The organism is Mesorhizobium sp. A623, from assembly GCF_054489405.1.
In genome coordinates this window covers 79411-104019 of the sequence record NZ_JBTMXB010000011.1, presented here as the reverse complement: position 1 = coordinate 104019, position 24609 = coordinate 79411, and the positions used below count along the sequence as shown (strand labels likewise).

Below are 24609 nucleotides of genomic sequence, written 5' to 3'. Positions count from 1 at the left end.
ACCACGCAAGGGACAACGCGACAAGGCTCAGAAATCCCATGACAACGCTGGCTTATGTCATTGCCTGTCTGTCTATACGACAGTAGCGGTGTCGTATAGAATGCGTTTATTCATCAGTAATATGAAAAATAAACATTTTTGGCCATTTTATGCTTGCAAGATGCTCCGCCGGCTCCAATACTTTTATTACGGACACCGGGAATTGACCCGGATGTCACGATTTAAAGGAATAGGACAATGACCACGATCACCAACATCGAAGCCATATTCAACAACGATTACAACATTCCAGTCATCGCGTTTGATCATGACGGAGCCTCGACTTTTGAGTGCCTAGATGACGATGGCACACTCTGCGCTGCTCACGCTTCGAATATGCACAACTACCTCGATGTCAATACTGCTAACGAGGTCAGAGAACGCCTCCGCGAGTGGCTCTCATCGAAAGCCACCATCTCCGTAGCCGTCAACGGTGAGAAAGATTTCTTTGTTTTCGAAGTCGCCGCCGACGCCGATGAGGCGGATATCGCCGAAGCGATCGAGGCTGAAAGCAATGACATCGGAGGATCGGATTCCAAGCCTGTTTTTTTTGATTGGAACTCCGTCCGCGTCTATCGGAACGGCTTTGAGATTGATGACCTCCGCAAGGATGAAACCTCTCGCGCAGCCTGATTAAGCGCCGAAGGCTTCACCCGCCTTCTGCCTTCCCCACCCCTGACGACCACCAAATATTGAAAGGCAATGACAATGAAGAAGATCAAGCATATTCATATCGACGGCCATCTCGAGAGTCGCTCTTTCTCAGAAGAGCAGGCAGCCGATGCCCTCCGTTATCTGGCCGAGGTCACCAATGGTGAGATGACGTTCTATTTCGAAAATGGTGAATTCCTAACGGCAACGGTTTCCGAATCCGGGCGAGTATTAGAAGCTGATCTGAATGAAATCATGGCAGGTTGAACCATGACCTTCAAATTCGCAGTCGACCGCACCGGTCGCCCCAGAACTCCAATCGCCGAGATCGAGCGCCGCCGTTCCCGATACCGCGCAATACGGGCAAGGCTTCCATTATCCAACGCCGAAATCGCTGAGAAGCTGGGGCAGCACCCTTCGTATGTCCGCAACTACCCGAACGGGCGGGTGCCGACCGACGAGATGATGGATATCCTGGAGGGGAAGCCGAGCGCTGAAAAGCGGATGGCTGGCTACCGCAAGTTGCGGGAAATCATCGAGTTCATCGAGTGGACCGATCCCGAATTCGCATCTTACGTTGATCTCCCTATCGACCGTATCCGAACTTATGAAACGAAAGCGCCCTCGATTGACGACATGAAATCGATGATCGAACACGTCTCGCAATATCTGGATACGGCCGCATTCGAGAGTCTCGAGTACCATGCGGAAATTCTGAATTATCCACACACCGACGACATCAGTGTGTGGGGAAGCGATGTGAAAGAGGCGAGGCGGGAATTCGAGGACCATGTGGAGAAAGGCATCGCGCTCGAAATCATCGAAAAAGAACTGGGGCTTTTTGTGCCGCCTGTTCCCCCCACCTACGACGACGGCATTCCTTTTTGACGGGTGCCTCGCTCGCCACCATTCGCCCCCAAAGGCTAACTAGCCTGTCGGGGCGGACAACGCCAAGTTTTCGTTGTCAGCGGTTAGCAACGAATTGGTTGTCAGTGCCGTGGACGGTGGAGACGGCGTCTCCTTCGACTTGAATATCGATCCCGGCACGCTTCAGTTTTGACCAGAGTTCCTGAACCCTGAGCGTTCTCTCGTCGATCGCCACCCGGGTGAAGTAATTGCCGCCACCATTTCGTTGAAGTAGCGGCAACTCAACATCGACAGCGTTTCGGCTGGACTCCGCACGCAGCCACCGTCTGGCGATAAGCCTCAAGTCGGAAGCACTGATCATTGACTTCATTGGAAGAGTCGCGTTTGAAACTGGATTACGTGTCACAATTTCGTATGCTCCGCCGAGCAAACGGGTAAGTTCAGCCACGTATAGCCCCTCAAGAAATCCGCCAGAGGCTTCCGCTGCCGATTTGATCGTACCGATTTCCTCATGAGTGGGATGGTTCCTCATCAGAAATTGGACTGCCGCTTCTTGAGTGGCAGATTTTCTGGATTTGACGAGCATAAGCACCTGCTGCCGGACATTGGCAGCGCTAGTGAGCTGTTTACGTTGAAGGATGGAAAATGCAGATCGAATGACGACGGCGGATTTGGGTTCATCGGACAGCGCGGCTACCAGCATGTCGTGGAGCTCCTCCCGCGCCTGCATACGGGGGGCTAAGTACCGCATGAGTTCGGCCTGCAGGAATTCATCGTCCTTTGCCTGATAGAAGAGGGCTTCTGTGATTGGCAGCGCGACATCATGGTGACGACCTGAAGTAAGCAGGTTCTGGGACGCCCATAGAATTTTATCGGACCAGCTTTGACGTGAAATGCTGGTCAGCAGGGTATTCGCTCGCTCGTCTGTGTCGAAGAAGACCTTCAACCGGATTTTGGCGGCAAATATCGAGACGGATAATTCCGCATTGTCGAAAATCGTGGTGTCGTCCCATTGAACACGAATGCCTATGGCCCCGCGGAGATCGGCACCAGAGAAATTGAAGCCACGCAGATCAGAATCGGTGAGATCGATATTCCGAAGATCGGCATTCTGGAAATCTCGAGCAGGGTCTAAGCCAGCCAACTTGACTAACTGCTGAAATGTCGCCGCGCGGGCTCCTGCCAGGGCTTCGATCCCTGACACGGCTGGTTCCGAGAGGATGTTGGAGAGGTACAGGCTATCCTTCATCGGAGATCGTCGACCGAGAGAAGAGGACGTAGCCTGAATATCCACCACCAGACCGCTCCTGCAGGCCCTTGGCGATAACAATTTTCATAAGTGCCTGCTGTGTCGTCGAAAGAGGGGACGTGAAAAGGGAGGCTTTTTGCTCCAGCTCGATCTTTATGTGCTTCTGCTTGGCCGTGAGGCTACTGACCACGCCTTTACGGTTCGCTCCACGCGCCTCCGAAACCTCGCAGAGACGATCACCGTCAAGGAACGCACCATCGAGAGGGCTTCCGTCCTTGCTAGTGACTTTCCAACGATCGTCGGTCAGCGCCCTGACGGAGTAGAAGTCCTCCGTCACTGTCTCGCTCTCTCGATGCGTAACCGTCTCTGCATTTCGTTTGAATGAGCTGCCAGCCAGTCCCACCTTGCCTTCAGGGCCTACGGCAGATGCTCTGACGGAAACGTCAGCGCCCCTCTTTTTGTCGGTCTCGTTGGTCGTTGTGACGGTGGTATCACGTTTTAATTCCTTCCGGGTTTTCCCACCAGTTTCACCTTGGCCGTGGCGGGTTTTCGGAACCACTTCCAAGCCGCAGAGATCCACGGAAAGAGTGGCTTCCTGAATTTCGACACGGATTGTCCCGACCCGGTCTTCCTCAATTTCGTCTGGGTTAATCCGTAGCTCCATCAGGAGATCGTGGCCGACATCGATGCCGTCCTTGGGTGCTAGATTCGACTTCAGCTCTACGAGTTGCGCAAATGGATTCTGATCGTCAGAGAAAAAGTCCATGAGGTTGCCGAATCCACATTGCCCAAGCCGTAGGTAGATTACCCGGACGGGGCACTAATCGCAAAGCCATCATTACCTGGTCGCCTTCCTCCCTTTCGCCTTGGCAGCCTTTGTCTTCACAGGCTCCGCCACCATCTGAGGGCCGCATGCGCTTTGCGGGGTAAAGAGGCCGCAAAACTTGTAGGTCGCCTGAACGCCGATCCGATACGAAGGTTTTCCGTTGCCGATGGTCGTCGACAGGGTGCTTTCAATCGTCCAGCCTTTGGAGACCTTGGCCTTCAGGCCGACGCCGACCGTCACGGAATCCTTGCCACGGCCTTTGATTTCGGCCCTATAGGTTTTTGTCCCCACATCGGTGTAGCCAAGGCTCACATCGGAATCCCCGACGAAATCATGTCTGTATTCAGCACGAATTGACGGAGTGAGAACGCCCCATGGCTTGATGATGTCGTATTCCGCACGGACGCCGACGACACTGGATATCGAGGTTACGGTCTGGTCGCCGTAGCTCAATCCATAGATGCCGCCGCCCGTTTCCGAGAACCCGGAAAGGACGGCGTGTGATCCACGAACGCCGACATATGGAGCAATGAGGAAACCGTCTTTCCGGATTTCGTAGCCCGCCGTCAGGGATCCGAAAACCTGGTTGCCCGAGCGCGTGCCGTTGGCGAACTCACCATTGTCGGTGACGAACCGCCTGCTGTCATAAGAAAGGTGCTGGTAGCCAACGATGCCGTCGAGGAATACTCCACCGTTCGGATGCCATGATGCGTAAAGGGCGGCTGACATTGCCTGAGCGGCCGAGGTCGTTCCATGGGAGCCGATCGAGGACTCCTCGCTGCCGTAGCCAACGGCGATGCCGCCGACGAACGAAGGCGTGAAACGATAGTCGAGACCGGCCGTCAGGCCGATGGATGTCGATGAGAAATTGATGTCGTCCCTGTCGTAGTCGGCAAGGCTGACGTATCCGCCGCCCCAAATTGCCCACCTGCAATCGGCTTTCGCCTTTCCGGATAGGGTGACGCCGTCCTTGGAGTGGTCATCGGGATTGTCGCCGGCGGCGGCATATCCCAGCCTGAAATCGATTGCATTTTGCCGATTGCAATAGCCCTCATTGTGAAGGCTTTCGAGACGACCGGTGATCGTGGTGATCTGATCGTCAGTGAGCTTTTTTGCGGCTTCCGCCTGAGCGGTCAGCAATCCGACGACTTCGGGATCCTTTGTTGGGTCTGCGCGTGCAGCAATGATGAAGCGAACCTCGGCCGTGTTCGATGTCCCCGCAGCGTTTTCGAGGACGTAGCCAACCTTGGCGGTGCCGTCGAAAGCCACATGCGGCGTAAACCTGAGCGTGGTGCCGCTCAAGGAGAACTTGCCGACATCGGCAGGTACCGTGCCCATGACATTGGCCCGCAAGAATGGTGCACCCGTGGCACCAGTCGTGAGATCGACGCTGCCGCTTTCCGTCGGAGACAGGTGGACTTCATGATCAACGGCGACTGGGAGGTCGATGTCGGGTGCCGCCGAGATCGTAATGGTCACCGTCGAAACGTTCGAGACACCGCCTGGCCCTGTAGCAGTCCAGGTGAAGGTGTCGGTGCCAGTAGCGCCTTTGGTCGGCGTGTAGGAGGCGAACATTCCGTTTTCGAGCAAGGCACCTTTGGATGGCTGGCCGACGATCTGGAAGTTGTCGAAATCTCCAGAGGTGCGCGCCGCCAGGTTGATATCGACAGCCGTGGCGGCATTGAAATCGACATTGATCGAGGCGTCTGTGGTGACCGGGGCGGCGACAGCCGGATCGGCAGCGGTCACCGTAATCGTGACAATCGAAGCACCAGCGAAATTGTCCGCATCAATCGCAGAGATGAAAGTCACATAGACGCCTTCGGTTGTCGGAGTGCCTTTCAGGGTGTTGCCAACCAGTGTGATGCCGTCAGGCAAAGGGCTTGGAAAATCAAACGCCTCGAAAGTGTACGGTGCCTTTGCACCGGATGCCGACATCACCTGCGAAAAGGGCTCGCCGACTTTAGCCGACAACGATGTCGGAGATAACGTTATGGTCGGAGGTTTCTTGCTGATCTGAACAGAAATCGTTGCTACATTTGACGTCTGTCCGTGGATGTCGGTGATCGAATAAGTGAACGAATCCGTTGTGTCTTCGACACCTGCATTCGACCAATAATTGAGGCCGTGGCCTGCAACGTCGGCCGTACCTTTCGAGGGCGGGCTAACGATCGTTACGACTGCAATGTCTTCGTCAGGAATGCTGACGGGCACCTTGTCCAGGTTCACGCCGATGTTCGGATCTGGCGTTACGTCATCGAGCAAGAAATCGTAAGCTACGGGAGGAGGTGGCAGATTGCTGGCAACATTGATCGTAAAGTCGCCAGTGCCAGAGAAGCCGTCGGAATCTGTTACCTGGATCGTGAATGGGTAGGTTCCCTCTTTCGTTGCCGATCCGCCAACCGTGTCGCCTATCAGAGTCAGGCCGTCTGGCAGTGAGCCGCTGATAACGGAGACGGTGTACGGCCCCGTACCGCCCGAGCCCCCAACCGTTGCCGAGTAGGGGTCGCCTACAACGGTGTCATATGGTGTGAAATTGACGCTGATTGTCGGCGCAGGCAGCAGATCGAGCGTTACCGTCGCAATCGTTGAGCCAGCGCCGCCATGCGAAGCCTTCCAAAGGATGCTGTCGGAACCGGTTGCGCCAGGCGTCTTTGTATATGTCAGGGTTCCCGATGTAATCGATGCCGTACCTTGAGAAGGCTGGGTTACGATGACAGCGTCATCCCACGGGCCAGCTATCAAATCGTCAAACGACTGGTTCCAACTCGTGTCGTTGTAGCTGAGCGTTGACGAGGAATTGGAAACGATCGGCGGGAGGCCTTTGATCGTAATCGACAGGTCGCCGTATTCTGTCGGCGCACCTGCGGAATCATCGATCGATACACGGATTTCGAAAACGCCCGTGGATGTCGGCGTACCCGAAATGACACCGTTTGATGTCAGGTAAACGCCAGAAGGCAGTGCCCCACTGACTCGGTGGAAACTGTAGGGCGGAACTCCGTCATCCCCGGTAAGAGTGTAGGTGTACGGCTGCCCATATGTGCCTGTCGGCAGCACAAAGGTTTCAGCTGCACGTGAGATGCCGACCACTGCAAGCAAGATGAATCCGATAGCCGCGAGGAAAGCGCCCCGCGCGATGAGTTTGCTTGTCATTTTTCGTCCCCTTCTTTGTTATTGCCGCCCTTGCCGACGGGATGGTTTCCGCGTCGGGCAAGGATCAGGGGAGGTCATGCAAGCGACAAACGGAGGGAGAAAACGGGTGATGAACAGGGGGGTTGGGCAGGACTTGATCTTTGGGTTGGGAGAGTTGGAAAGGCCGAGCCATGATCTGGGATGTAGCAGCAGGGTTCCGCGCCCGGCTCATGGAAGACGTTGCTGAGCACAGTTGCCAAATATTATTGAGAAATATTTTTAGTTGATGTCGGTATAGCTTCCTTTGTCAATAAATTATTTTGAATACGTCTCTTGATTTATATCATAACTTACTATATTAGTATATATAGATGATCGAGACGCGATCACGAACCCGGAAGGAATATCAAATGAACAAGATTCTCACAGTTGCAGAACTCGAGGCGAAGGCGTCGTCTCTATCGATTGGCGAAATCAACAACACGCTTCGCGTTGGCAAAGTCCGCATCGGACACAAGCGCGCCAACGGCGACATGGAAGAGAGTGGATGGTTCACAAGCTTCACGTCGGATCATTCAGAATATGTCCCCGGCGAGAAAGGCCGCACGTATTGCTACACGAAAGAGAGCGCCCTTCAGGAAGCTTTGCATTCAGCAGCTTGGTACCGCCGCTATGTCGCTTTCGAAAAACTAGCCGCCTAATCCAAGCGCCGAAGGCCAACGTGCCTTCGGCCTTCCCCCGAACGGTTCTTGAAACCGTTCCGGTGAGGGCCGAAAACCCGAAATCTTGGAGAGGAGCCAAGACCATGCGCGAACATTCAATCCATCTCGAGAACCAGACCTTCCTGGTCACCGAAACGATCGATGCTGTCGGCCGCGTGACCGGCGATGTCCGCAAATGGGTTGGCGGCGTCTTTCAGGCTGGCTGGGAAATCCAGTGGCGGGATATCGGTATCGTTCCGGATGCCGACAAGAACCAGGTCAGGTCAGCCCTGACCGAGATGCTGCAAGCAGCCTGACGCCAACATCGGCGGCGCTCCCATCGGTTGCCGCCCGACGCCCCGAAAGGATTCCATCATGAAATTTCACAAACATAATCTTCCAAACGGTCGACTGACACTCATGGTCTTCGATATCGAGGACATCGCGTCCACCGGGGCAGGGGCCGTCTGTACTTACAACGGCGACGAACTGGCCGACGCCAAGGACCATGCAGACAACCGCGGCGGCATCATCGTATCCGCCGACTGGACGGGTTTCATTACTGTCGAACACGTCGCCCCGAAGGCCCGTGCTGCGGACATCCGGGAGCAACTGGACAGCCGTCGGATCAACGAGGAATCCGAAAAGATTGGTATGACGGCTCTGGCGTTTATGCGCGCACGGGACGAGCGGTTGGCGAGGAATGCCTTGTCCCATGCGGACCTTTAAGCTGAATTCAGTGCATTGGGGGAAGGGATTGGACATGGAAAAAAAAGAAGATATCCACCTCGGTCACTGGCAAATATTCCGGTTGAAGCCAACGAACGCTTTCTTCGTAGCGGGAGATGCCGACCAGATTTACACATCGTACCCTCGTGTTTCGAGCACTTTCCAGACTTTCGATCTCGACACGATGAGCGGGATTACCGAACGCGGCCGCCGTTATTTCCTCCGTGGAGAAGGCGGGCATGGGCTGCACCTGCACACTGCCGGGACATTGCAAGGCTGGCTGAATCAGAACGGGTACAAGAAGAACGATATCGAGCCTGCGACACCCGAGGATGTCGATTATGTTCTGAATTCGAAAGGGCCGAAACCGTGAATCAGGAAAAAGGGGATATCCATCTTGGTAATTGGCAGTTTTATCGTCTGAAGCCGCTGAACGCGTTTCTCGTGACGGGAGATGCAAACGTCGTTTATGCGTCGTATCCGCGTGTTTCGAGCACTTTCCAAACCTTCGATATCGACACGATGTCAGGGACTACCGAGCGTGGTCGCTGCTATTTTCTTCATGGAGAGCGTGGACATGGATTGCGAATTCCCATCTTGGGAACCCTGAACGGCTGGCTGGATCTCAATGGCTACAAAAAGAACGACATCGAGCCTGCGTCGCCTGAAGAGGTAGATGCTGTCCTGAATCTCACTGGACCGAAACCTTGAACATTGCTCGATGACGCTCTAGCCGCCTGCGGTAACCGTCCCGTAGCCATTTCCTGATAGGTCTTCCCCCTCAAGTGGTGGGGACCATACCGAGATGAAGCCAGGCTACGCATATCCGTTTTTCTTGACGCTCAGCGGGGTTGCCTCCGCAACGTCCGACATCCTGCAGCAACCCATGATCGCCAATTTGTTTGTTGGGCTGCTTGTCCTGACGGCGGCGATTTCGTTTTTGGGTTATCGGTATTCTTCGGTCAACAAGGCGATCCTGGAATCCTTGCCCGACAACATCCGTCCAAATTTCTCACCGCGGCCGTTTGCGATTTCGTGCCTGGTCATGGCTGCGCTCGTCGGCGGGTTTTCAGTTCTGTCGGCAAAGGCGTCCAATGATGACGGTTTGATCGCGTCCGCGTTTCCGGAAATCCGTGCCTTACAACAGCAGCTCGGAATTGTGCAGCGCGATGTCGCACGGATCGACGAGAGAACCGAGAAGATCGAAAGGGACACCAAGTTTCTGAAGCTGGCGGCCGATCAGTGGTTATCTGTTCCTGATTTGATGTCATCAGGACAGGAAGGGAAACCCTATAATCTGAGAGCGACTTTTGAAAACAGTACGGCCTTCGTTTACAAAAACATTCGCATTCGCATCAGAGGCGGGGAGAAACTGGATTATTCAATAGGCGATTTCATCCTTGCGCCGAATTCGTATGATGTGAACGACATCCAATTTGTCGGCGGTCAGCCTGACAGCATTGAGATTTGCATATCGGCACTACGTGGCGACGGAAAGCACTTTAAAGAAATCCGGACGTTCAAAAATCAGGTGCAGGCAAAGCCAAATGATTACGTACTGAGATTGGTCGAGATCGATGGGCCATTGCAGATTTCAGATGATCAGCAATGTGAAATCATGTCCTGATTGTCGATCGAATTCCCGAGTGGCAATTGGCTTTCACCCAATCCAGATGGTAAGCGCTGGGAGGGAATGCCACTTCCGATTAGCTCGCCGCCGGCGACTTCCTGGAATTCATCCGTCCTTGCGAATGCCCAACACTTTCGAGATCGGGTACGTCACGAGGAGTTGGCGGCCGATCAGGGCTGCCATGCCACCAAGAAGGGCGACGATGCCAAATGCGGCTGTCGAACCCCATCCCCAGATGACGGAGATCACGCGACGCGGTGTTCCGGTCGCGTATTTCGTCGGCGAGACCGTTTCTCCGGACACCCACAAGGGCACCGTGCAGCGGAGCCTGCCTTCGACATCTTCGAGGTTGGAAGAACCCCGTCTGCAGTAGTCGGCGAAAACCGCCGGCGAATTCAGTTTCATTGCCGCGATCCAGTCGACTGATGCAGGATCCCGCGCGAATTCGACGAACTCGCTTGCGGTGATAAGTGCATTGTCCCGGCCGTTGACGTTTCCGATCGCGTTCCCGATCCCAAATATCATGGCAGCCGCGACCGCGGTGGCGACCCATGTCTGCCAGTTCGCATTCCGGATCGATGATTTGATTTCGGAAATGCGGTTGGCGGCCGTGGTCTCAACGGCGGCGGCGAATTTCTCCTGAAGCAGCCTGTCGCTTTTCGCGTCTACCACCTTGCGCACGACATCCTCTATGCCTGAAAGCGCGTTGCTCGCGACGGCACCAATCTTCTCAACCGCGGCTTCAATTTTGGCGGCGGACTGCTCTTCCCGGGATGAGGACTCCTCGATTGCCTGCTGGAGAGCGGCGTTTTGGAGAATCTGGTTCAGCGAATAGTCGCCGTCATCAAATGAGACACCCATAGCAACCGCCCGTTTCCAGGCGATTTTCAGATGTCGTTCGTCGAGCTCGTAAATCTTGCCGAGTGCTTGATACCGTTCATTGGCTGCCAAGGTGTCCATTCCATCCCTCCTTCACCGCTCAAAGGCGGTAGAGCGCCTTGAGGGACGGGTCGGATTTCATCTGCTCATGTACGTTGTCCCGCATCGTCCGCAGTGCCTGACGTTCACGGATTCCGATGCCGTACCGTTTGTCGATGCCCGGAGTGATCAGCTTGGAAATCGGGAACGGGGCTTGGTCGAATTTCGCCATTATCTGCTCGTTGATCTCGTTGATGCGGACCTCGGCCAGTATGCCGGCATCGATCATGGACTTGCGGGTCTTCGAATTCAGCCAAAGCGCAAACCTGGGATCGACCACGTTGTCGGATATCGGGTTTCCCCAACCGCTCATCGTGGCGACGTAGCGAACACCGTCGACGCCCCGGAACGTCTCCCGCAGGTTGGCGATGGACTCCACGGCCTTTTTGTTTCCGGCAACCAGGGGTACATTGAAAACCAGCTCGGCGTTCACTTCCTTAAGGGAATCCACGAAATCGGACGGCTTGAAGCCTTCGCCGAAAATGTCGCCGAAATTGCTGTCGGCACCGCCTGGGCCGTCGGCCAACAGGTAGTCCAGGTTTCCGTACTCGATCGCTTCCAGCAGCTTTGCCCTGCCGTTTGGCGACCGCAGATTTACGAGCCATGCCCCGTTGACGAGTTCTTCCATCTCGTCGGCGGCATCAATGATCCGGCCGTCCTCGTCCTTGCTCGCGAAACGGTCATAGGTGCTGTGGTTGCCCTCATCGCCGTCGACGAATCCAACACGGTGGTCCGTCATCGACCTCATTATATCGACTTTAATGCTGGTGCCGGTCGACTTGTGGGTGCCGCCTTTTTCACAGTGGGCGATATCAACCACGGTTCCGGTCGGCGTCGGGCTGGCCATTACAGGTGCTTTGTATTCTTCCATTTTCGGTTCCCCTTTATGTTTAGATGTCGTCCAGGCTTCGGATTTTGTTTCTGCCGATCGGGCTGACTGCAGGTGCAGGCTCGACAACCGGAGTGCGCTTGGGGGCGACGACTTCCGGCCGTTCCACCTGCGTCTCCGGCACCGGAACAGGCGCGGCCTCGACTACAGTCTGCTTCTGCTCAACTGTCTTTGTCGTCGGCCTGGGCGTGATCCTCATGGAGGCCGACCTCGGCCTTGAGATGCCCAGACGCCTGCGGATGGTGTTGTACGTGTTCCAGACATGCAGGCGGTAAGCAGCATCATCGAGATCGGGGCGGCTTTCCCGCAATCCGGGGAAGGCATCCATGAATGTCCCAACGATCGTGCTACCGGAATGACACCGTTCGATGCAGTCGCGCAGATGGATGGCATTGGAATCCATTGCCTTGCGGACAGCGCTACGGCTGTCGCTGCGTTCGACAATGGGCTCCGATGCCAGCAAGGCCTTCAAGGCCTCGATGTTCGGTTTCGGAATCATAGGCTGCCCTCCCTCTTCATGAATTCGCGGAGACCGCGCAGCGCGCGTTCGAAAGCAGGGAAGTCCTGCTCGCCTTCAAATCCCCACGCACGGTAGATCGCGTGAGGCCCGTGCCCCTTTCGGATCAGGTCTGCCAAACGGGCTTCGGAAGGCTCGTTCTCTTTGAGCGCTTTCCCCATCTCACCGATGGGGTTCCATTCCTTTTTCGGGGCGGTTTTCGCCAATTCTGCCCATGCATTCATTCATCACCTCCCGCCGCGTTCCTGTCGGCGTTCTCGCTCGTTCCATCATGGAAACCCGGGCCCACGCATCTCACAACATGCCGGATTCATATTTCTTTCCGTGAACATTCCATTTGAATATCTTACGCTATTATGCATAAAGAAAGTCGGTTCATTGTCGACAGCTTGCCCGGTTACAGCGGCAATCCGTTGTGCCTTGCTCACGCCAGGCTTTGGATGATCAAGGAATTTGGAGGGCGAAGAATGACCAAGGAACGGCCGTACATCGATTTGAACGACTGGATGATTTATCGGGTCAAGGGCGGAAACAAGTTCTCCCTCGTCGGCAATGTCGGCGACAGCGGGCGCATTGCCTCCACGATTCAGACTCTCGATGTCGAAATGATGTCTGGAACAGCGGAGCGTGGCTTCCGTTTCCGGCTCGTAGGCGAGGGCGGTCTGGGGCTGACGATGGCTGCCCTTTGTCTCCGCAACGAGTGGATGGCGGACCATGGATATGAGGCTGACCGCATCTGCACCGCATCGCCCATCGAGGTGGAAGCCGTCTTGTCGGTTACGGCCGATGACCACCTGGTTTTCGTCGACTGGAACTTTGTCGAATTCGCCGGCGGAGAACTCATGGTTGTCGGAAACAGCGTTTCCCCCGGTGGTTCAATCACGATGGGGCTCTGCGACGTTTCAGAATTCGACCCCGACACCATGCGTGGACTGGGTGGCAGCGATGGGAATTCCCGCTTTCGCGTACATGGCGACCGTGCCCGATTGCTGTCTACCGATGTGATCGACCTCATCACAGATCGATGGGACATCAAGAAATCCGGTCTCAGCGTCGTAAGTTCGGAAGATGTCGCCGTGGCATTGTCGACAGCGAGTGCAAAACCATGATCACCGTTTTGAGCATGAAAGCAGCCCTTGTGAGGCATCACGAGTTCGACGCCGTTCTCACCATCGAGAACGCCGACAGAAACCTTCAGTTGCTCCGGGTCGAGGACGGGCGGCCGCACCTGGTGCTCGCGTTCAATGACATCGACTTCGATGACGGGTCTGCGTTGATGGCTACAAAAGATCACGTCTGGGCGGCGATTGCATTTGGACGCGAGACCATGGCGGGTGCCAGAACGCTTCTGATCCATTGTCACGCTGGCCGATGCCGATCTCCGGCAATCGCCATGGCCATCCTCGCCGACTATCTGCAGCCTGGCGAAGAAGAGTTGGCCGTCGATCACGTCCTTCAACTCGTTCCCAATGCGGCTCCAAACTTGCATGTGCTGAAACTCGCTGACGAGGTACTGGAACGCGGTGGTCGGCTGCAAGCCGCCTGGGCGGATCGATATGAGCACGGGAAGAATATCGTTCGGGTTCGACGGCTCAAGGCAGCAATCCTCGAGCGGCGGAAACGCGAGGAGGGGCAATGATCACAAAAGCCAAACCAGTCGACGAAGAGCCGCACGTCACCTTGACGGATTGGATAATCATTCGTGCTCACGACACTGGCGACATGCATTTTGTTGGATGCACACCAGAAGACAAGGGGCGGGTCACGACCGCCATCCAGGATTTCGATCCGAATACGATGTCAGGGCGAACCGCCAGCGGCCGATTTTACAAGCTGGACGGCGAACAGGCTGACAACCATTTCGCAGCGGTGGTGACCATCGCAGCAATTTGGGGTCCACACATGGTGGGACGGATTTCCGTTGTCGATCGGGATGATACGATGATCTTGTTGCCTGCGAGAGGTATGGCGTAAGCCTCCTGTCGTGGTTTATTGGGAGCTACGTGCCTGGTTTCGGAGCAACGGTAGTCCACACGCCACCCGTGTCAAAATCCATATACGGGGACGGTGTCGGGTCAAAATCCGTCTCGACGGACCATCTTCGGGAATCGTCAACTGGATTTCGCGGAACGCAAAGCGATGGTCTCCCTACGCTGATAGCCTTCCCTAGCGGGAGCTTAAACGAGGAGAGAAATATGAGGGTTTTTAAGGCGGCACTTTTGGCAACATGTTTGTGGTGGCCAGCGGTTTCTTACGCGGCGGATCGAACCGATCTGACGGTTGCCGACCTCACGAGTGATCAGCAGCCCTCAGGAATCGTTCAGAACTCGTCGTTCCTGCCATCGGCCGAGGCCCAGGACGCGCATGCGCCGTTCACGGGTACCATCTCTCTCACCGAAACGGTGATGACGACGGAGCCTGCCAAATTCAAGACTAATGACGTGATGGGAAAGGACCCGGCGATTTTCCCGGCTGCCGTGCTCTCGTTCGTGACGCATGAAGGCGATCTGGTTCCGACAACGCAGGATGTGCTGCGCTACGGATCGCCACCGGACGGGAAGTCGTATTGGGACATCATCGTACAGGCAGGCAAGATTTGGTCGGAACCCGGCGATGACGGTTGGTCGCGGGCATCGTTTCCGTTTTCATTGATGCATTCGATCGAGGGCGAGACCCACAATGGCGTTGCCATGTTCTTGTACAAAGATGGTCAGGTCTCCGGTCTTCGCTTTCAAGTGCTGACGGAGACGGCTCCCTTCTACATCGAAGACTATTTCACGGCAGTTGGTTTGGCTGACGCGGCTCTCAGCACTGACAAGATAGCGAACGAGGACGAGGTCAAGGCTACATACGCGCAATCTGTTGCCGATGCCGAAAAGCTGGGTACTTGGGCCGATCTCGAGGCGAAATTTGGCAAGGAGAATGTCGAGGCGTTTGACTCCGATATCAATGCTGACGAAATCGTCATGGACGGCATTGGGGTGGACGGGACGTTTTACCTGAAGTCATGCCCGACGGTGGCCGGCGAACTTCCGTATTGCGACCGCCAGAGGTTCGGCGTCTGGTCAGTTACGAAGGCGGCCAGCAACGCCAGCGCCATGCTTCGCCTTGCTGAAAAATATGGTCCTGGCGTTTTTGACGAGAAACTCGTCGATTACATCACCGAAGCCAAGGACGTCCCGGGTTGGGAAAAGACAACCTTCGGCGACATGTTGAACATGGCAAGCGGTATGGGTTGGGGACCGCAGGAGGAGAAGCCGTACCAGATCAGCGATCCTTTCGGAGACCCCTACTACGCTTGGTATGAAGCCAAAACCGTAGAGGGGAAGATCGAGGCAACGCTCAAGGCAACAAAACCGTATTCTTGGGGGCCGGGTAAGGTTGCCAGGTATCGTGACGACGATATGTTCCTGATCGGGGAGGCGATGACCCGTTACATGAAAAGCAAGGGGGAATCGTACGCGAATATCTGGGAGATGCTCAAGGAAGAGGTCTACAAGCCGATCGGTATCCATTACGCGCCGATCAACCAGACGATCGAAGCCGACCCCAAGAATAACCAGCCCTTGATGGCTTACGGGTATTACCCGACAATCAGCGATCTTGTGAAGATCACCAAGCTATACCAGAACGGCGGAAAATTCGGCGACAAGCAGATTCTGAACGCAGAGATGCTTGCCGATATCAAGCCAGCCGAGAAGCCCGTCGGTCTCCACACAGGCGATCCGCAGCGGCCGTTCTACCGGAAGGCTTTCTGGCGTGGCCACATGGATTCAAGAAACGGCTGCAGTTTCTATTATCCAACCATGATGGGGTGGGGCGGAAACTTTGTCCCCATGTTCTCCAAGAACGTATTTGCTATCCGGCTCGCAAAAGATTGGGACGGTGATGCAGGCGCAAGCAGGATGGACAGCTTGGAGCAGGTGGCCGATCACGTGAGTGATCTCTGCAAATAGAAAACCCAGCGCCCCCGGGCGATATCGTCCGGGGGCTTGTGACCACAAAACAGTATTCGGTCGCGTCCGAGCGTCAAAATCCGTATCATGACGGACATGAAGACTTTCGGTGACGTCATCGACGCTGGATTCAAAATGCGCTGCAGCTGCGCGAACTGCGGCCGCGATGAATTCCTGGAACTCAGCCGTTTTGACCGGGATCGCGCTTGGGTAGGCAAAACATTCCGCTGCCGTTGCGGCGGCGAGGCCACCGTGAAAGTTATCGACCCGAAGGCGGAGGCTTACAAGCGGCAGACCGAGGGCTGGTGATGCTGGACTGCTTGCACTAGGATCAGGCCAGTCGGCGACCAACCCCAAGCCTATCCCTCTCTACCAGGACGTCGATTAGACGGCAGGCTTTCCCAAAAGGTCTGCCGTTGTCTTTTCACGCCTGCGGCTTCCGCCTTCTGCAGGACTTCTTCGAGATTAACGGATAGTCCGGCATCCAGTTGCGCGATCCCTTTTTGGATGGCGGCCAGCTCTTCCTCGTCCTCAGTCATCAATAGTCGTCGGCGTAAAAGATGGACAGCACCCGATTGGTAACCGACGGGTCGGCCGGATTGTCAGAACCGAATTCCATGGCCTTATCGTAGTAATCGATTTTCCAGGTGTATTTCTTCCCGTCGAGCATCAGCGTTCCGAAATCGTGTTCGCCGTAAGGGTCGTCTCCTTCAGGGAAACTGTCGAATTCGCGAGCTGCCGAATAGACCGCCATTCTTTCGGACTCGGGTGCCTGACCCAGCGCGCCGACGAAAACAGTGGTGCCGCCGGCACCCGTCGTCCGAAGGATGTCGTTCAGATTGCGGATGGCGACCGCGTCATTCGTCGCCAAATGCATAATACTCCTGTTTCCAGTAATACTTTCCACAGGCTTGCCCCGCCGTCAGACCGCCGCCCAGAATCAAGCTGCCACCATGGCCGATAGCTGCATATGTGTTCGAATCCTGAAAGGTGCCGCCAAGGGCGTCATCCCAGGACTCCTCGGGGCTATACAGCACCTCGCCGCGATCCATGAGGCTGCTTACCTTGCAACGGATTTTCGTGGCGTCCACCCTGTCGGCGACGATGAACACCACTTTGTAATCCTTGCCCTTTAGATGTTCAACCTCGACCCAGCACTGGACGCCTTGCCCGCAATCACCCGAGTAGTCGCCTTCAAAGCGATCCCGTGCCTGCACGTTTGCCGCCGTTGCCGTCAGCAAGATCGCCACGGCGAATACAGATTTCATCATTTTGAATGCCCCCCTAATCCGGGCATGCTATCGCAAAATCCGGTGTCTAAGTCAATGATTTACAATCTGGCTATTCAGCATATAACGTGAGCATGAAATATGATCTGACACCTGACCAGGGCATCCGGAATGAAGCTCGTCCCGATGCTTGATTGACAATCCGAAGGCTGAGCGCGAGGTTCCCTGTTGGTGGGGAGAGAATACTTTGGATCGGTCGCAAATATTCGCGGTTATGGCCGCACTTATCATTTTGATTTTGCCATTTTATTCGGTGTTCACATCGTACAAATGGTGGAGGACCTCGAAGATCGCTCGGGCGACGCAGGCTTCTCTGGACGAGAAAACCGCGTTGGTTGCCAAGGCCCTAGCTGCCATCAAAGCGTTGCAGGTGTCCGAAAAGGAAGCGGTCTCGCGCGTCGGATATTTGGAGGGCCGCTTCGGTGGGGTTGTCGATCTAGATAACGAAAGTGTCCGCCTCGGTCTTGTGATCGCCGCCCTGAACAGTGAGATCGATCAACTTCGGACGGCTTACAAGGAAAAGAAGCAGGTCTACGATCGCATGATCTCCGAGGTCGCGATCTTTGACGATCGCCTCGCGTTCGCTGAAATGGGCGTCTATGAGCCCCATTTCGATTTCACCGACAGCGAAGAATATAAATCGGCCATCACTCGGGCCCGCGCACAACAGAAGCAAATGGTGACCGACAAAAGCGCTGTTATCTGTACGACGAACTGGGCTGTCGATGGTAGCGCTGCCAAAGGACAGACGATGACCAACCGGAATATCCGTCTGACCCTTCGAGCGTTCAATAACGAATGCGAGGCAGCCATCGCAAATACGCGCTGGAATAACGTGAATGCGATGGAAAAGCGAATTGTTCGTGCGCGCGTACAAATCGACAAAATGAACGAGTCAAATTCAACATTTATCGAAAACCAGTACGCGCAACTGAAGTTGCAGGAACTCTACCTCACCCATGAATATCGTGAGAAGTTGAAGGCGGAACGAGACGAGAGGGCGGAGACCGCTCGGCTAGCACGTGAAGAGCAACGGCTTCTGCGCGATATGGAAGACGCCGAGGCAAAAGAGCAGCACTATGCTGGCCTTCTAGCCAAGGCCAAGGCTGAGGCGGCGAAGATTGTCGGGCCGCAACTTGATGCCTTCAGTGACCAGATTAAGGAGCTGGAACGCGATCTTGCCGAAGCCCAAGCAAAAGTCGAGCGTGCGCAGGCGATGGCTGAGAAAACTCGATCCGGCTACGTCTACATCATTTCAAATATCGGATCGTTTGGCAAAGACGTCGTCAAGATCGGCCTGACTAGGCGGCTGGATCCCATGGATCGGGTTCGGGAGCTCGGCGATGCCAGCGTCCCATTCACGTTCGATACCCATGCAATCATTTACAGCGACGATGCTCCGACATTAGAGCGCTCGCTACACGGGGAGTTCGAGCCGACGCGTGTAAACGCCCAGAATTATCGTAAAGAATTCTTTCGGGCCTCTCTTGAGGACGTCGAGGCAGCCGTCAAGAAGCTCGCTCCAAGCGCACCCTTCTTCAAGGACATCGAGGCGCAGGAATATCACGAGACCTTATCGAGAAGGCGTATCGCGCTGGAGAATTCTCAATTTTCGGACGTGATGGCATTCCCCGAAACACTTTAGGAATCGAGACATGCCACACCGCCGTGAATTCACGCTGCCGCCGATTGTTACCGAACTGGTAGCCGCTAGGAACAAACTTCGGGAGCATTACAAAACCGCTGGCCTCAGGTTCACGCTCGACGGCAATTTGGTCGGCGACATCGGCGAGGCTATTGCCGCTGAGATATTCGGGATTACGCTCGTTCCGGGAAACGGCACAGGAATTGATGGCCACGCTTCAGACGGCCGCTCCGTGCAGGTGAAGACAACAGGAACAGGGCGAGGCCCCGTTTTCCGTCATGTCGGTACCCGAGCGGATCACCTGCTGTTTTTCGATATCGATTTTGAGAACTTGAAAGGCAATGTGATCTTCAACGGACCTGAAGTGGTCGCACTTGCGAGGATGCCTTCCTCATGGATGGGGCAGCGGCTAGTAGCCAAGGGGCATATCAGGGCGGCGGATGCGTTGGTCGATTTGGGCGACAGACTTAGACGGATAGATATCTAATAAGTGAGAATTGGTGGAGATCAGGGCAGGGGAAGCGCTGACGGATCGCCTTCTGATAGGCGATAAAGCCACTGTGGCATCGCCTATCAGAACTTGTGCTTCGATTACGATTATCCACACGTCACCAGTTCATTTTGCGTTCGTGCTGCCTGACGTCGTGGACACGTAGACGGATGGAAGCGTTGCATAGACCGCGGTGGCACGAACCAGGTGGTCTTTCCACGTTATCTCGTTCGGCGCGTGGGCTTGCTCCTCTTTCCCAGGGCCGAAGCCGATGCAGGGAATTCCATGGCGGCCCATGATGGCAACGCCGTTGGTTGAGAAATTCCACACCCCAATGTTGGGTGTTTCACCAAAAATCTCTTCATGAGTTTTCACCAGAGCCTGGCAAGCGGGATGATCTTGCTCGATGCGCCAAGCGGGAAAGTAGCACTCTGTCGGATAAACGAGCCCTGTCCACGACGCCTTGGCATAATCATAAAGCGATACCTCAGCTTTGGACTGTTGGACGGAGGGCAGACTGCGAATTTCTTCCAATGACTGCTCCAGGGTTTCACCTTTCGTCAGTCGGCGATCAATCGAAATCCAGCAACGATCGGCAACAGCGCAACGCGAGGGAGAGCCGGAGAAGATTTCTGAAACTGTCAGTGTTCCTTTGCCAAGCACGTCATCAGTCGGAAGCCGCTCGGCCAACTCCTCCAAATCGGTGAGGACGGCCGCCATCTTCAGAATGGCGTTGTCTCCAAGGTGCGGCATCGCGCCATGGGAACTGATGCCGCGCACTTCTACCTTGATCTCCATTCGTCCACGATGCCCGAGAGCCACATTACAATTCGTAGGTTCCGTGCTGACCACGAATTCAGGCTTCAGGCCTCCCTCCTGGATCAGGTAGAGCCAACATAGACCGTCACAGTCCTCCTCCTGTACGGTCCCCGTGCAGACTAGGGTGTAGCCTTCATCCAGCCCAAGTTCCTTGATGATTTTACCAGCGTACACCATTGCGGCCATGCCGCCTGCCTGATCGCTCGTTCCGCGACCGTAAACGATGTCTTTGTCGTCATACCCCTCATAGGGGTCACTATCCCAATTCGCGAGGTCGCCCACTCCGACGGTATCGATATGCGCGTCCAAGGCGATTAAACGATTGCCGTTGCCAATGTAGCCAAGGATGTTGCCCATCGGGTCTATCTCGACGCGATCAAAACCCACCTTTTCCATTTCAGCACGGATGCGCTCGACGATTGCCCCTTCGTTGCAGCTTTCACTTGGAATAGCCACCATATCACGCAAAAACTGAGCGATATCCTCTCTGTAAAACTCTGACAGTTCTTTGACTCTATGAAAATCAACGACCATAAACGCCTCGCAAGTGAGTAAATTCGCAATGATAACCGACAGTTATCGAGCGATGTTGCTAGTGTTGAGCTACCTGACGGAGAAAATCCTGAAGGCGAGGGCTTTTTGGATTCTTAAAAAGCTCCTCGGGAGAGCCGTCTTCGACGACATATCCTCCGTCCATGAAGATCACTCGATCTGCCACGTTGCGAGCGAAACTCATTTCATGCGTGACAACGACCATTGTCATGCCATCTCGGGCAAGATCGCGCATTACCGAGAGAACCTCGCCCACCAGTTCCGGATCAAGGGCGGATGTCGGTTCGTCGAACAGCATTGCCTTTGGAGACAATGTGAGCGATCGGGCTATTGCGACACGCTGTTGCTGACCGCCAGAGAGTTGAGAAGGATATGATTCGAGCTTGTCCGCCAGTCCTACCTTCTTGAGCATCTGATAGCCAACGTCATTGGCTTGTTTGGTCGACATCTGACGCACCTTACGTGGCCCCAGTGTCACGTTTTCCAGAACTGTCAAATGGGGAAACAGATTAAAGGATTGGAAAACCATTCCAATTTCTGCGCGAACCAGGTTGATATTTGTCTTTGGGTCATACAAGTCATGCCCGTCGACAATAATGCTACCAGATGTCGCGTCCTCCAGTCGATTTATACACCGCAGAAACGTTGATTTTCCTGACCCCGATGGACCAACGACAACGGCAACCTCTCCAGCAGCAATGTCGATGTCAATGCCGCGAAGAACTTCCAATTGGCCAAAGGTCTTGTGTAGGTCTTTGATTTGGATCATTTCAAAGCAGCCCTTACACGCTCAGAAGCGGACACTCGATACTCGAGGCGTTTCAGGAGCAGCGTTAATGAATACGTCATCAGGAAATATAGGACAGCTACCGAGAACCACACTTCGAAAGCACGGAAGTTGTTGGCGATGATTTCTTGTCCGGTGCGGGTCAGCTCACCAACTCCGATTACGACGAGTATCGAAGTATCTTTCAGAGAGATGATGAACTGATTTCCCAGCGGCGGTATCATCCGCCGAAATGCTTGTGGCCAGACGACATACATCATTGTTTGGCGAGACGTCAGTCCGATCGAGCGGCCTGCTTCGACTTGACCTCGATCGATTGACTGCACGGCACCGCGAACAATTTCAGCAATATAAGCGCCAGCGTTTAGGGATAAGGCAATGATCGCTGCAGCTAGCGGCGGAATTCGAAAGCCCATCGCCATTGGGACACCAAAGTACAGGAACATCACCTGAACCAAGAAAGGCGTTCCCCGAATTGACTCGATATAGAAATTTGCAATGAATCTCAGGATCGAATTCGCGGATAGCTTCATCCATCCGGCGGTCGCACCCAAAATAAACCCGAAAAACAAGCCGCCAAGCGTAATGATAAGCGTAAGCTTTGCACCGACGAGGAGCGCTGGCACGGCTTGGATTGCCGCGCTCCATTCAAATTCAAATTGTGGCATGGAAACCTCGTGGTGGCGGTGAGAAGCAATGCCTCTCACCGCATGTTGTCAAAGCTTGTTATTTGGAATCGGTACCAAACCACTTATTGTGGATTTCGTTGAGTTTTCCTGACTCTTGGAGTTCAAGAAGAGCGACATTGACCTTATCCCGAAGCGGGCTTCCCTGGGGGAATCCGATACCGTAGTGATGGCCGAGATATAGCGGCCCGACCAACTTCACCGCGCCTTTACCAACTGTTGCGGCATAATCCTGAAGCGGAGGCAAATCGAACATCACGGCGTCGGTGCCGCCCGCCCGCAACTCCAGAAACGCATCGGTGATATTCGGGAACTCCTTGATTTCCTTAGGAGTGAGCCTTCCTGCATCGATGTTTTCTTTTAAGAAGGGCACCGTCGACGTGCCTTGTTTTGTTGCCACGACCTTGTCGGTGAGGTCCTCGATCTTTTGGATTTTCTCATCGTCCGACCGAACCATGATGGTCAAGCCAGCCTTGTAGTAGGGGTAGGAGAAGTCGATAGCCTGTTCTCTTTTCGACGTCACCGACATCGCTGCAACAGCCACGTCTATGTTCCCGGATTGCAGACCCGGAATGATGCCATTGAAGTCCATGGGGCGAACTTCGTATTCGACCCCAAGCTTTTCTCCTACAGCATTCCAGACATCCAGATCGAAGCCGACATACTTCCCATCGTCATTCCTGTATGAGAAAGGTTTGAAGTTTGTATCGACCGCTACCGTTATTTTGTCTTGGGCTATCGCAAGAGTGGAACCCATCGCGATAATGGCTCCTGCCAAAATAGTCTTAATAGTATTCTTCACTTTCGTTCCTCCCGTTGGGTAATTCACATTAAATAGGCCGTTCAGATGCCTAAGGCTTACGTCAAACCGCAGCCAATGCGTCATTGGTGCTTCGACCGATGATTTCGTTATAGAGTTCTGGATCTGTCGCCCCCTCGCTTCCGATGAAAAGCACACGAGAGTTCGCGTTCAAGCCCAGTTCTGCTTTGACATTTTCGTCGTCGAGGGCTGCCAGAAGGCCAACAACTCCGCCAACGGCCGACTCGCCTGCTACAATTGGCGCGTCTCCGTCCTGCCCCAGGGACAACAGCTTCATGCATGCGGCAACCGCTTCATCGGAAACCGTCAACGAAGCATTCGCACCCACGTTCAAGATATCCCACGCCAGAGTTGACACCTCTCCGCAAGAAAGCCCGGCCATCATGGTTTCCAAGTCGCCATGCACCGACGTCAGGCGGCCCGCCGCAACGCTTTTGGTGAAGCAATCGGCGTTTTGTGGTTCGACAACGACCAGAGTTGGGCGCTTGTCTCCCCAAACTTCCCAAAAATAGCCGCAAACAGCAGCGGCCAATCCACCCACGCCGCTCTGAATGAACACGTGCGTCGGGATCGAATTCTCGTCGATTTGTTCAACAATTTCGGCGGCTATAACGGTGTATCCACGCATAACGTCGCGAGGGATGTCCATATAGCCTTCATAAGAAGTGTCAGAGACAACCGTCCAGCCGTTTGTCGTCGCTTCGGCATCGGCGCGACGAACGGAATCGTCATAGTTTCCTTCGACGCGAATTACCTTGGCCCCGTATTTTTCTATCGCGGTCTTCCGATTGTCACTCACGGTCGCATGAATGAAAATCACACATTGGCAGCCAAATATTTGAGCGCCCCATGCGACAGAGCGGCCATGATTGCCGTCAGTAGCGCAGCATACCGTGAGCTTTTCGGTGATGTGGGAATACTTTCCGGAGATCAGGTCGGCTGAACCAATTTTGACCCCAGCCTCGTCCTCGACGCGCTTCTGTAGAATGCGCAAGACGGCATAAGCGCCTCCCAGCGCCTTGAAACTGTTGAGCTCAAAGCGTCCGGATTCATCCTTGTAATAAATGCCTCCGATGCCAATTTTTGAAGCCAATCCGTCAAGCGAAACAAGTGTCGTTTTCTCGTAACCCGCCCAGGTCTCGATCTCCTGCAGGGCGACCTCGCCATGAGCCACGCTCAATATTGACTTCAGGTTATCCGGATAATTCCGGTCATTGCTGAAATTTGGGTTCGTCACATAGGATTTTAGCGAAGGACGGGGGAAATTCATCATTATTCCTGCAACTCGTGTCTAGGTGTGACAGTTGTGAAACGCGTTTCACTCCCGCCTCTTTGCGGGTGCCGGGGTCACCAG

Annotated in this window: 31 protein-coding genes; 16 read left to right on the top strand and 15 right to left on the bottom strand. The window is 54.7% G+C overall.

Going from position 1 to position 24609, the window contains the following annotated elements; genetic code table 11:
• Nucleotides 1-237: 237 nt before the first annotated feature.
• The 3 genes from ACX3P1_RS13675 (at nucleotide 238) to ACX3P1_RS13665 (ending at nucleotide 1578) form a co-directional block, all read left to right on the top strand.
• Complete coding sequence (locus tag ACX3P1_RS13675) at nucleotides 238-672, top strand: hypothetical protein (protein ID WP_459080131.1); 435 nt, start codon at nucleotides 238-240, stop codon at nucleotides 670-672.
• Nucleotides 673-747: 75 nt separating this feature from the next.
• Entirely contained in the window at nucleotides 748-957 is a 210-nt protein-coding gene (locus tag ACX3P1_RS13670; protein ID WP_459080130.1) for a hypothetical protein, read from the top strand.
• 3 nt (nucleotides 958-960) lie between these two features.
• On the top strand, nucleotides 961-1578 hold the full coding sequence (locus ACX3P1_RS13665) for a hypothetical protein (protein ID WP_459080129.1): 618 nt from the start codon (nucleotides 961-963) through the stop codon (nucleotides 1576-1578).
• Between the two features lie 76 nt (nucleotides 1579-1654).
• Here ACX3P1_RS13665 and ACX3P1_RS13660 read toward each other — a convergent pair whose 3' ends face one another.
• From ACX3P1_RS13660 to ACX3P1_RS13650, 3 genes are all read right to left on the bottom strand, one after another.
• The gene (locus ACX3P1_RS13660; RefSeq protein ID WP_459080128.1) at nucleotides 1655-2806 is read right to left on the bottom strand and encodes a pentapeptide repeat-containing protein; all 1152 of its coding nucleotides are present in this window, start codon (nucleotides 2804-2806) and stop codon (nucleotides 1655-1657) included.
• Nucleotides 2796-3572, bottom strand: a complete 777-nt coding sequence (locus ACX3P1_RS13655; protein ID WP_459080127.1) for a hypothetical protein — start codon at nucleotides 3570-3572, stop codon at nucleotides 2796-2798. Before ACX3P1_RS13655 ends, ACX3P1_RS13660 begins: the two co-directional genes overlap by 11 nt.
• Nucleotides 3573-3644: 72 nt before the next feature.
• A complete protein-coding gene (locus tag ACX3P1_RS13650; protein ID WP_459080126.1) occupies nucleotides 3645-6788 on the bottom strand; it encodes an autotransporter domain-containing protein in 3144 nt (1047 codons plus the stop codon).
• Between the two features lie 389 nt (nucleotides 6789-7177).
• Here ACX3P1_RS13650 and ACX3P1_RS13645 point away from each other — a divergent pair, with 389 nt between their 5' ends.
• From ACX3P1_RS13645 to ACX3P1_RS13620, 6 genes are all read left to right on the top strand, one after another.
• Entirely contained in the window at nucleotides 7178-7468 is a 291-nt protein-coding gene (locus tag ACX3P1_RS13645; protein WP_459080125.1) for a hypothetical protein, read from the top strand.
• A gap of 104 nt (nucleotides 7469-7572) precedes the next feature.
• Nucleotides 7573-7785 carry a hypothetical protein gene (locus ACX3P1_RS13640; RefSeq protein WP_459080124.1) on the top strand — a complete coding sequence of 71 codons (213 nt, stop codon included), beginning with the start codon at nucleotides 7573-7575 and terminating at the stop codon, nucleotides 7783-7785.
• A gap of 58 nt (nucleotides 7786-7843) precedes the next feature.
• Nucleotides 7844-8197 (top strand): hypothetical protein, encoded by a 354-nt coding sequence (locus ACX3P1_RS13635; RefSeq protein ID WP_459080123.1) that lies wholly within the window; start codon nucleotides 7844-7846, stop codon nucleotides 8195-8197.
• 34 nt (nucleotides 8198-8231) lie between these two features.
• Complete coding sequence (locus tag ACX3P1_RS13630; RefSeq protein ID WP_459080122.1) at nucleotides 8232-8570, top strand: hypothetical protein; 339 nt, start codon at nucleotides 8232-8234, stop codon at nucleotides 8568-8570.
• Nucleotides 8567-8908 carry a hypothetical protein gene (locus tag ACX3P1_RS13625; protein WP_459080121.1) on the top strand — a complete coding sequence of 114 codons (342 nt, stop codon included), beginning with the start codon at nucleotides 8567-8569 and terminating at the stop codon, nucleotides 8906-8908. Before ACX3P1_RS13630 ends, ACX3P1_RS13625 begins: the two co-directional genes overlap by 4 nt.
• 94 nt (nucleotides 8909-9002) lie before the next feature.
• Nucleotides 9003-9824 (top strand): hypothetical protein, encoded by an 822-nt coding sequence (locus ACX3P1_RS13620; protein WP_459080120.1) that lies wholly within the window; start codon nucleotides 9003-9005, stop codon nucleotides 9822-9824.
• A gap of 108 nt (nucleotides 9825-9932) precedes the next feature.
• Here ACX3P1_RS13620 and ACX3P1_RS13615 read toward each other — a convergent pair whose 3' ends face one another.
• The 4 genes from ACX3P1_RS13615 to ACX3P1_RS13600 are packed head-to-tail and all read right to left on the bottom strand — an operon-like array spanning nucleotide 9933 to nucleotide 12435.
• Nucleotides 9933-10787, bottom strand: coding sequence for a hypothetical protein (locus ACX3P1_RS13615; RefSeq protein ID WP_459080119.1), 855 nt, complete (start codon nucleotides 10785-10787; stop codon nucleotides 9933-9935).
• 19 nt (nucleotides 10788-10806) lie between these two features.
• Complete coding sequence (locus ACX3P1_RS13610; RefSeq protein WP_459080118.1) at nucleotides 10807-11676, bottom strand: hypothetical protein; 870 nt, start codon at nucleotides 11674-11676, stop codon at nucleotides 10807-10809.
• Between the two features lie 19 nt (nucleotides 11677-11695).
• Nucleotides 11696-12193 carry a hypothetical protein gene (locus tag ACX3P1_RS13605; protein WP_459080117.1) on the bottom strand — a complete coding sequence of 166 codons (498 nt, stop codon included), beginning with the start codon at nucleotides 12191-12193 and terminating at the stop codon, nucleotides 11696-11698.
• A complete protein-coding gene (locus ACX3P1_RS13600) occupies nucleotides 12190-12435 on the bottom strand; it encodes a hypothetical protein (protein WP_459080116.1) in 246 nt (81 codons plus the stop codon). Before ACX3P1_RS13600 ends, ACX3P1_RS13605 begins: the two co-directional genes overlap by 4 nt.
• Before the next feature lie 243 nt (nucleotides 12436-12678).
• Here ACX3P1_RS13600 and ACX3P1_RS13595 point away from each other — a divergent pair, with 243 nt between their 5' ends.
• The 5 genes from ACX3P1_RS13595 to ACX3P1_RS13575 all read left to right on the top strand — a co-directional run bounded on the left by ACX3P1_RS13595 (nucleotide 12679) and on the right by ACX3P1_RS13575 (nucleotide 16476).
• On the top strand, nucleotides 12679-13320 hold the full coding sequence (locus ACX3P1_RS13595; protein WP_459080115.1) for a hypothetical protein: 642 nt from the start codon (nucleotides 12679-12681) through the stop codon (nucleotides 13318-13320).
• Entirely contained in the window at nucleotides 13317-13850 is a 534-nt protein-coding gene (locus ACX3P1_RS13590; protein ID WP_459080114.1) for a hypothetical protein, read from the top strand. The genes ACX3P1_RS13595 and ACX3P1_RS13590 overlap by 4 nt, the downstream gene beginning before the upstream one ends.
• Nucleotides 13847-14185, top strand: coding sequence for a hypothetical protein (locus ACX3P1_RS13585; RefSeq protein ID WP_459080113.1), 339 nt, complete (start codon nucleotides 13847-13849; stop codon nucleotides 14183-14185). Before ACX3P1_RS13590 ends, ACX3P1_RS13585 begins: the two co-directional genes overlap by 4 nt.
• Nucleotides 14186-14406: 221 nt before the next feature.
• On the top strand, nucleotides 14407-16167 hold the full coding sequence (locus ACX3P1_RS13580) for a serine hydrolase domain-containing protein (protein ID WP_459080112.1): 1761 nt from the start codon (nucleotides 14407-14409) through the stop codon (nucleotides 16165-16167).
• Nucleotides 16168-16254: 87 nt separating this feature from the next.
• Nucleotides 16255-16476, top strand: a complete 222-nt coding sequence (locus ACX3P1_RS13575) for a hypothetical protein (RefSeq protein WP_459080111.1) — start codon at nucleotides 16255-16257, stop codon at nucleotides 16474-16476.
• A 50-nt stretch (nucleotides 16477-16526) separates the two neighbouring features.
• On the opposite strand, the gene ACX3P1_RS13570 is transcribed toward ACX3P1_RS13575, so the two are convergent.
• From ACX3P1_RS13570 to ACX3P1_RS13560, 3 genes are read right to left on the bottom strand one after another with little or no spacing between them, the layout of a single operon-like run.
• A complete protein-coding gene (locus ACX3P1_RS13570) occupies nucleotides 16527-16706 on the bottom strand; it encodes a hypothetical protein (protein WP_459080110.1) in 180 nt (59 codons plus the stop codon).
• On the bottom strand, nucleotides 16706-17038 hold the full coding sequence (locus tag ACX3P1_RS13565) for a DUF3768 domain-containing protein (RefSeq protein ID WP_459080109.1): 333 nt from the start codon (nucleotides 17036-17038) through the stop codon (nucleotides 16706-16708). The genes ACX3P1_RS13570 and ACX3P1_RS13565 overlap by 1 nt, the downstream gene beginning before the upstream one ends.
• On the bottom strand, nucleotides 17025-17438 hold the full coding sequence (locus ACX3P1_RS13560) for a hypothetical protein (RefSeq protein ID WP_459080108.1): 414 nt from the start codon (nucleotides 17436-17438) through the stop codon (nucleotides 17025-17027). Before ACX3P1_RS13560 ends, ACX3P1_RS13565 begins: the two co-directional genes overlap by 14 nt.
• 232 nt (nucleotides 17439-17670) lie before the next feature.
• Here ACX3P1_RS13560 and ACX3P1_RS13555 point away from each other — a divergent pair, with 232 nt between their 5' ends.
• Both ACX3P1_RS13555 and ACX3P1_RS13550 read left to right on the top strand, forming a co-directional pair.
• Nucleotides 17671-19101 (top strand): DUF4041 domain-containing protein, encoded by a 1431-nt coding sequence (locus ACX3P1_RS13555; RefSeq protein ID WP_459080107.1) that lies wholly within the window; start codon nucleotides 17671-17673, stop codon nucleotides 19099-19101.
• A 10-nt stretch (nucleotides 19102-19111) separates the two neighbouring features.
• A complete protein-coding gene (locus tag ACX3P1_RS13550; protein WP_459080106.1) occupies nucleotides 19112-19588 on the top strand; it encodes a DUF6998 domain-containing protein in 477 nt (158 codons plus the stop codon).
• 129 nt (nucleotides 19589-19717) lie between these two features.
• Here the strand turns inward: ACX3P1_RS13550 and ACX3P1_RS13545 are convergent, their stop codons facing one another.
• The 5 genes from ACX3P1_RS13545 to ACX3P1_RS13525 form a co-directional block, all read right to left on the bottom strand.
• A complete protein-coding gene (locus ACX3P1_RS13545) occupies nucleotides 19718-20944 on the bottom strand; it encodes a YgeY family selenium metabolism-linked hydrolase (protein ID WP_459080105.1) in 1227 nt (408 codons plus the stop codon).
• A 58-nt stretch (nucleotides 20945-21002) separates the two neighbouring features.
• Entirely contained in the window at nucleotides 21003-21731 is a 729-nt protein-coding gene (locus tag ACX3P1_RS13540) for an amino acid ABC transporter ATP-binding protein (protein WP_459080104.1), read from the bottom strand.
• Entirely contained in the window at nucleotides 21728-22417 is a 690-nt protein-coding gene (locus ACX3P1_RS13535; protein ID WP_459080103.1) for an amino acid ABC transporter permease, read from the bottom strand. Before ACX3P1_RS13535 ends, ACX3P1_RS13540 begins: the two co-directional genes overlap by 4 nt.
• Before the next feature lie 58 nt (nucleotides 22418-22475).
• Nucleotides 22476-23237, bottom strand: coding sequence for a transporter substrate-binding domain-containing protein (locus tag ACX3P1_RS13530; RefSeq protein ID WP_459080102.1), 762 nt, complete (start codon nucleotides 23235-23237; stop codon nucleotides 22476-22478).
• 61 nt (nucleotides 23238-23298) lie between these two features.
• On the bottom strand, nucleotides 23299-24528 hold the full coding sequence (locus ACX3P1_RS13525; protein WP_459080101.1) for a diaminopropionate ammonia-lyase: 1230 nt from the start codon (nucleotides 24526-24528) through the stop codon (nucleotides 23299-23301).
• Nucleotides 24529-24609: the final 81 nt, after the last annotated feature.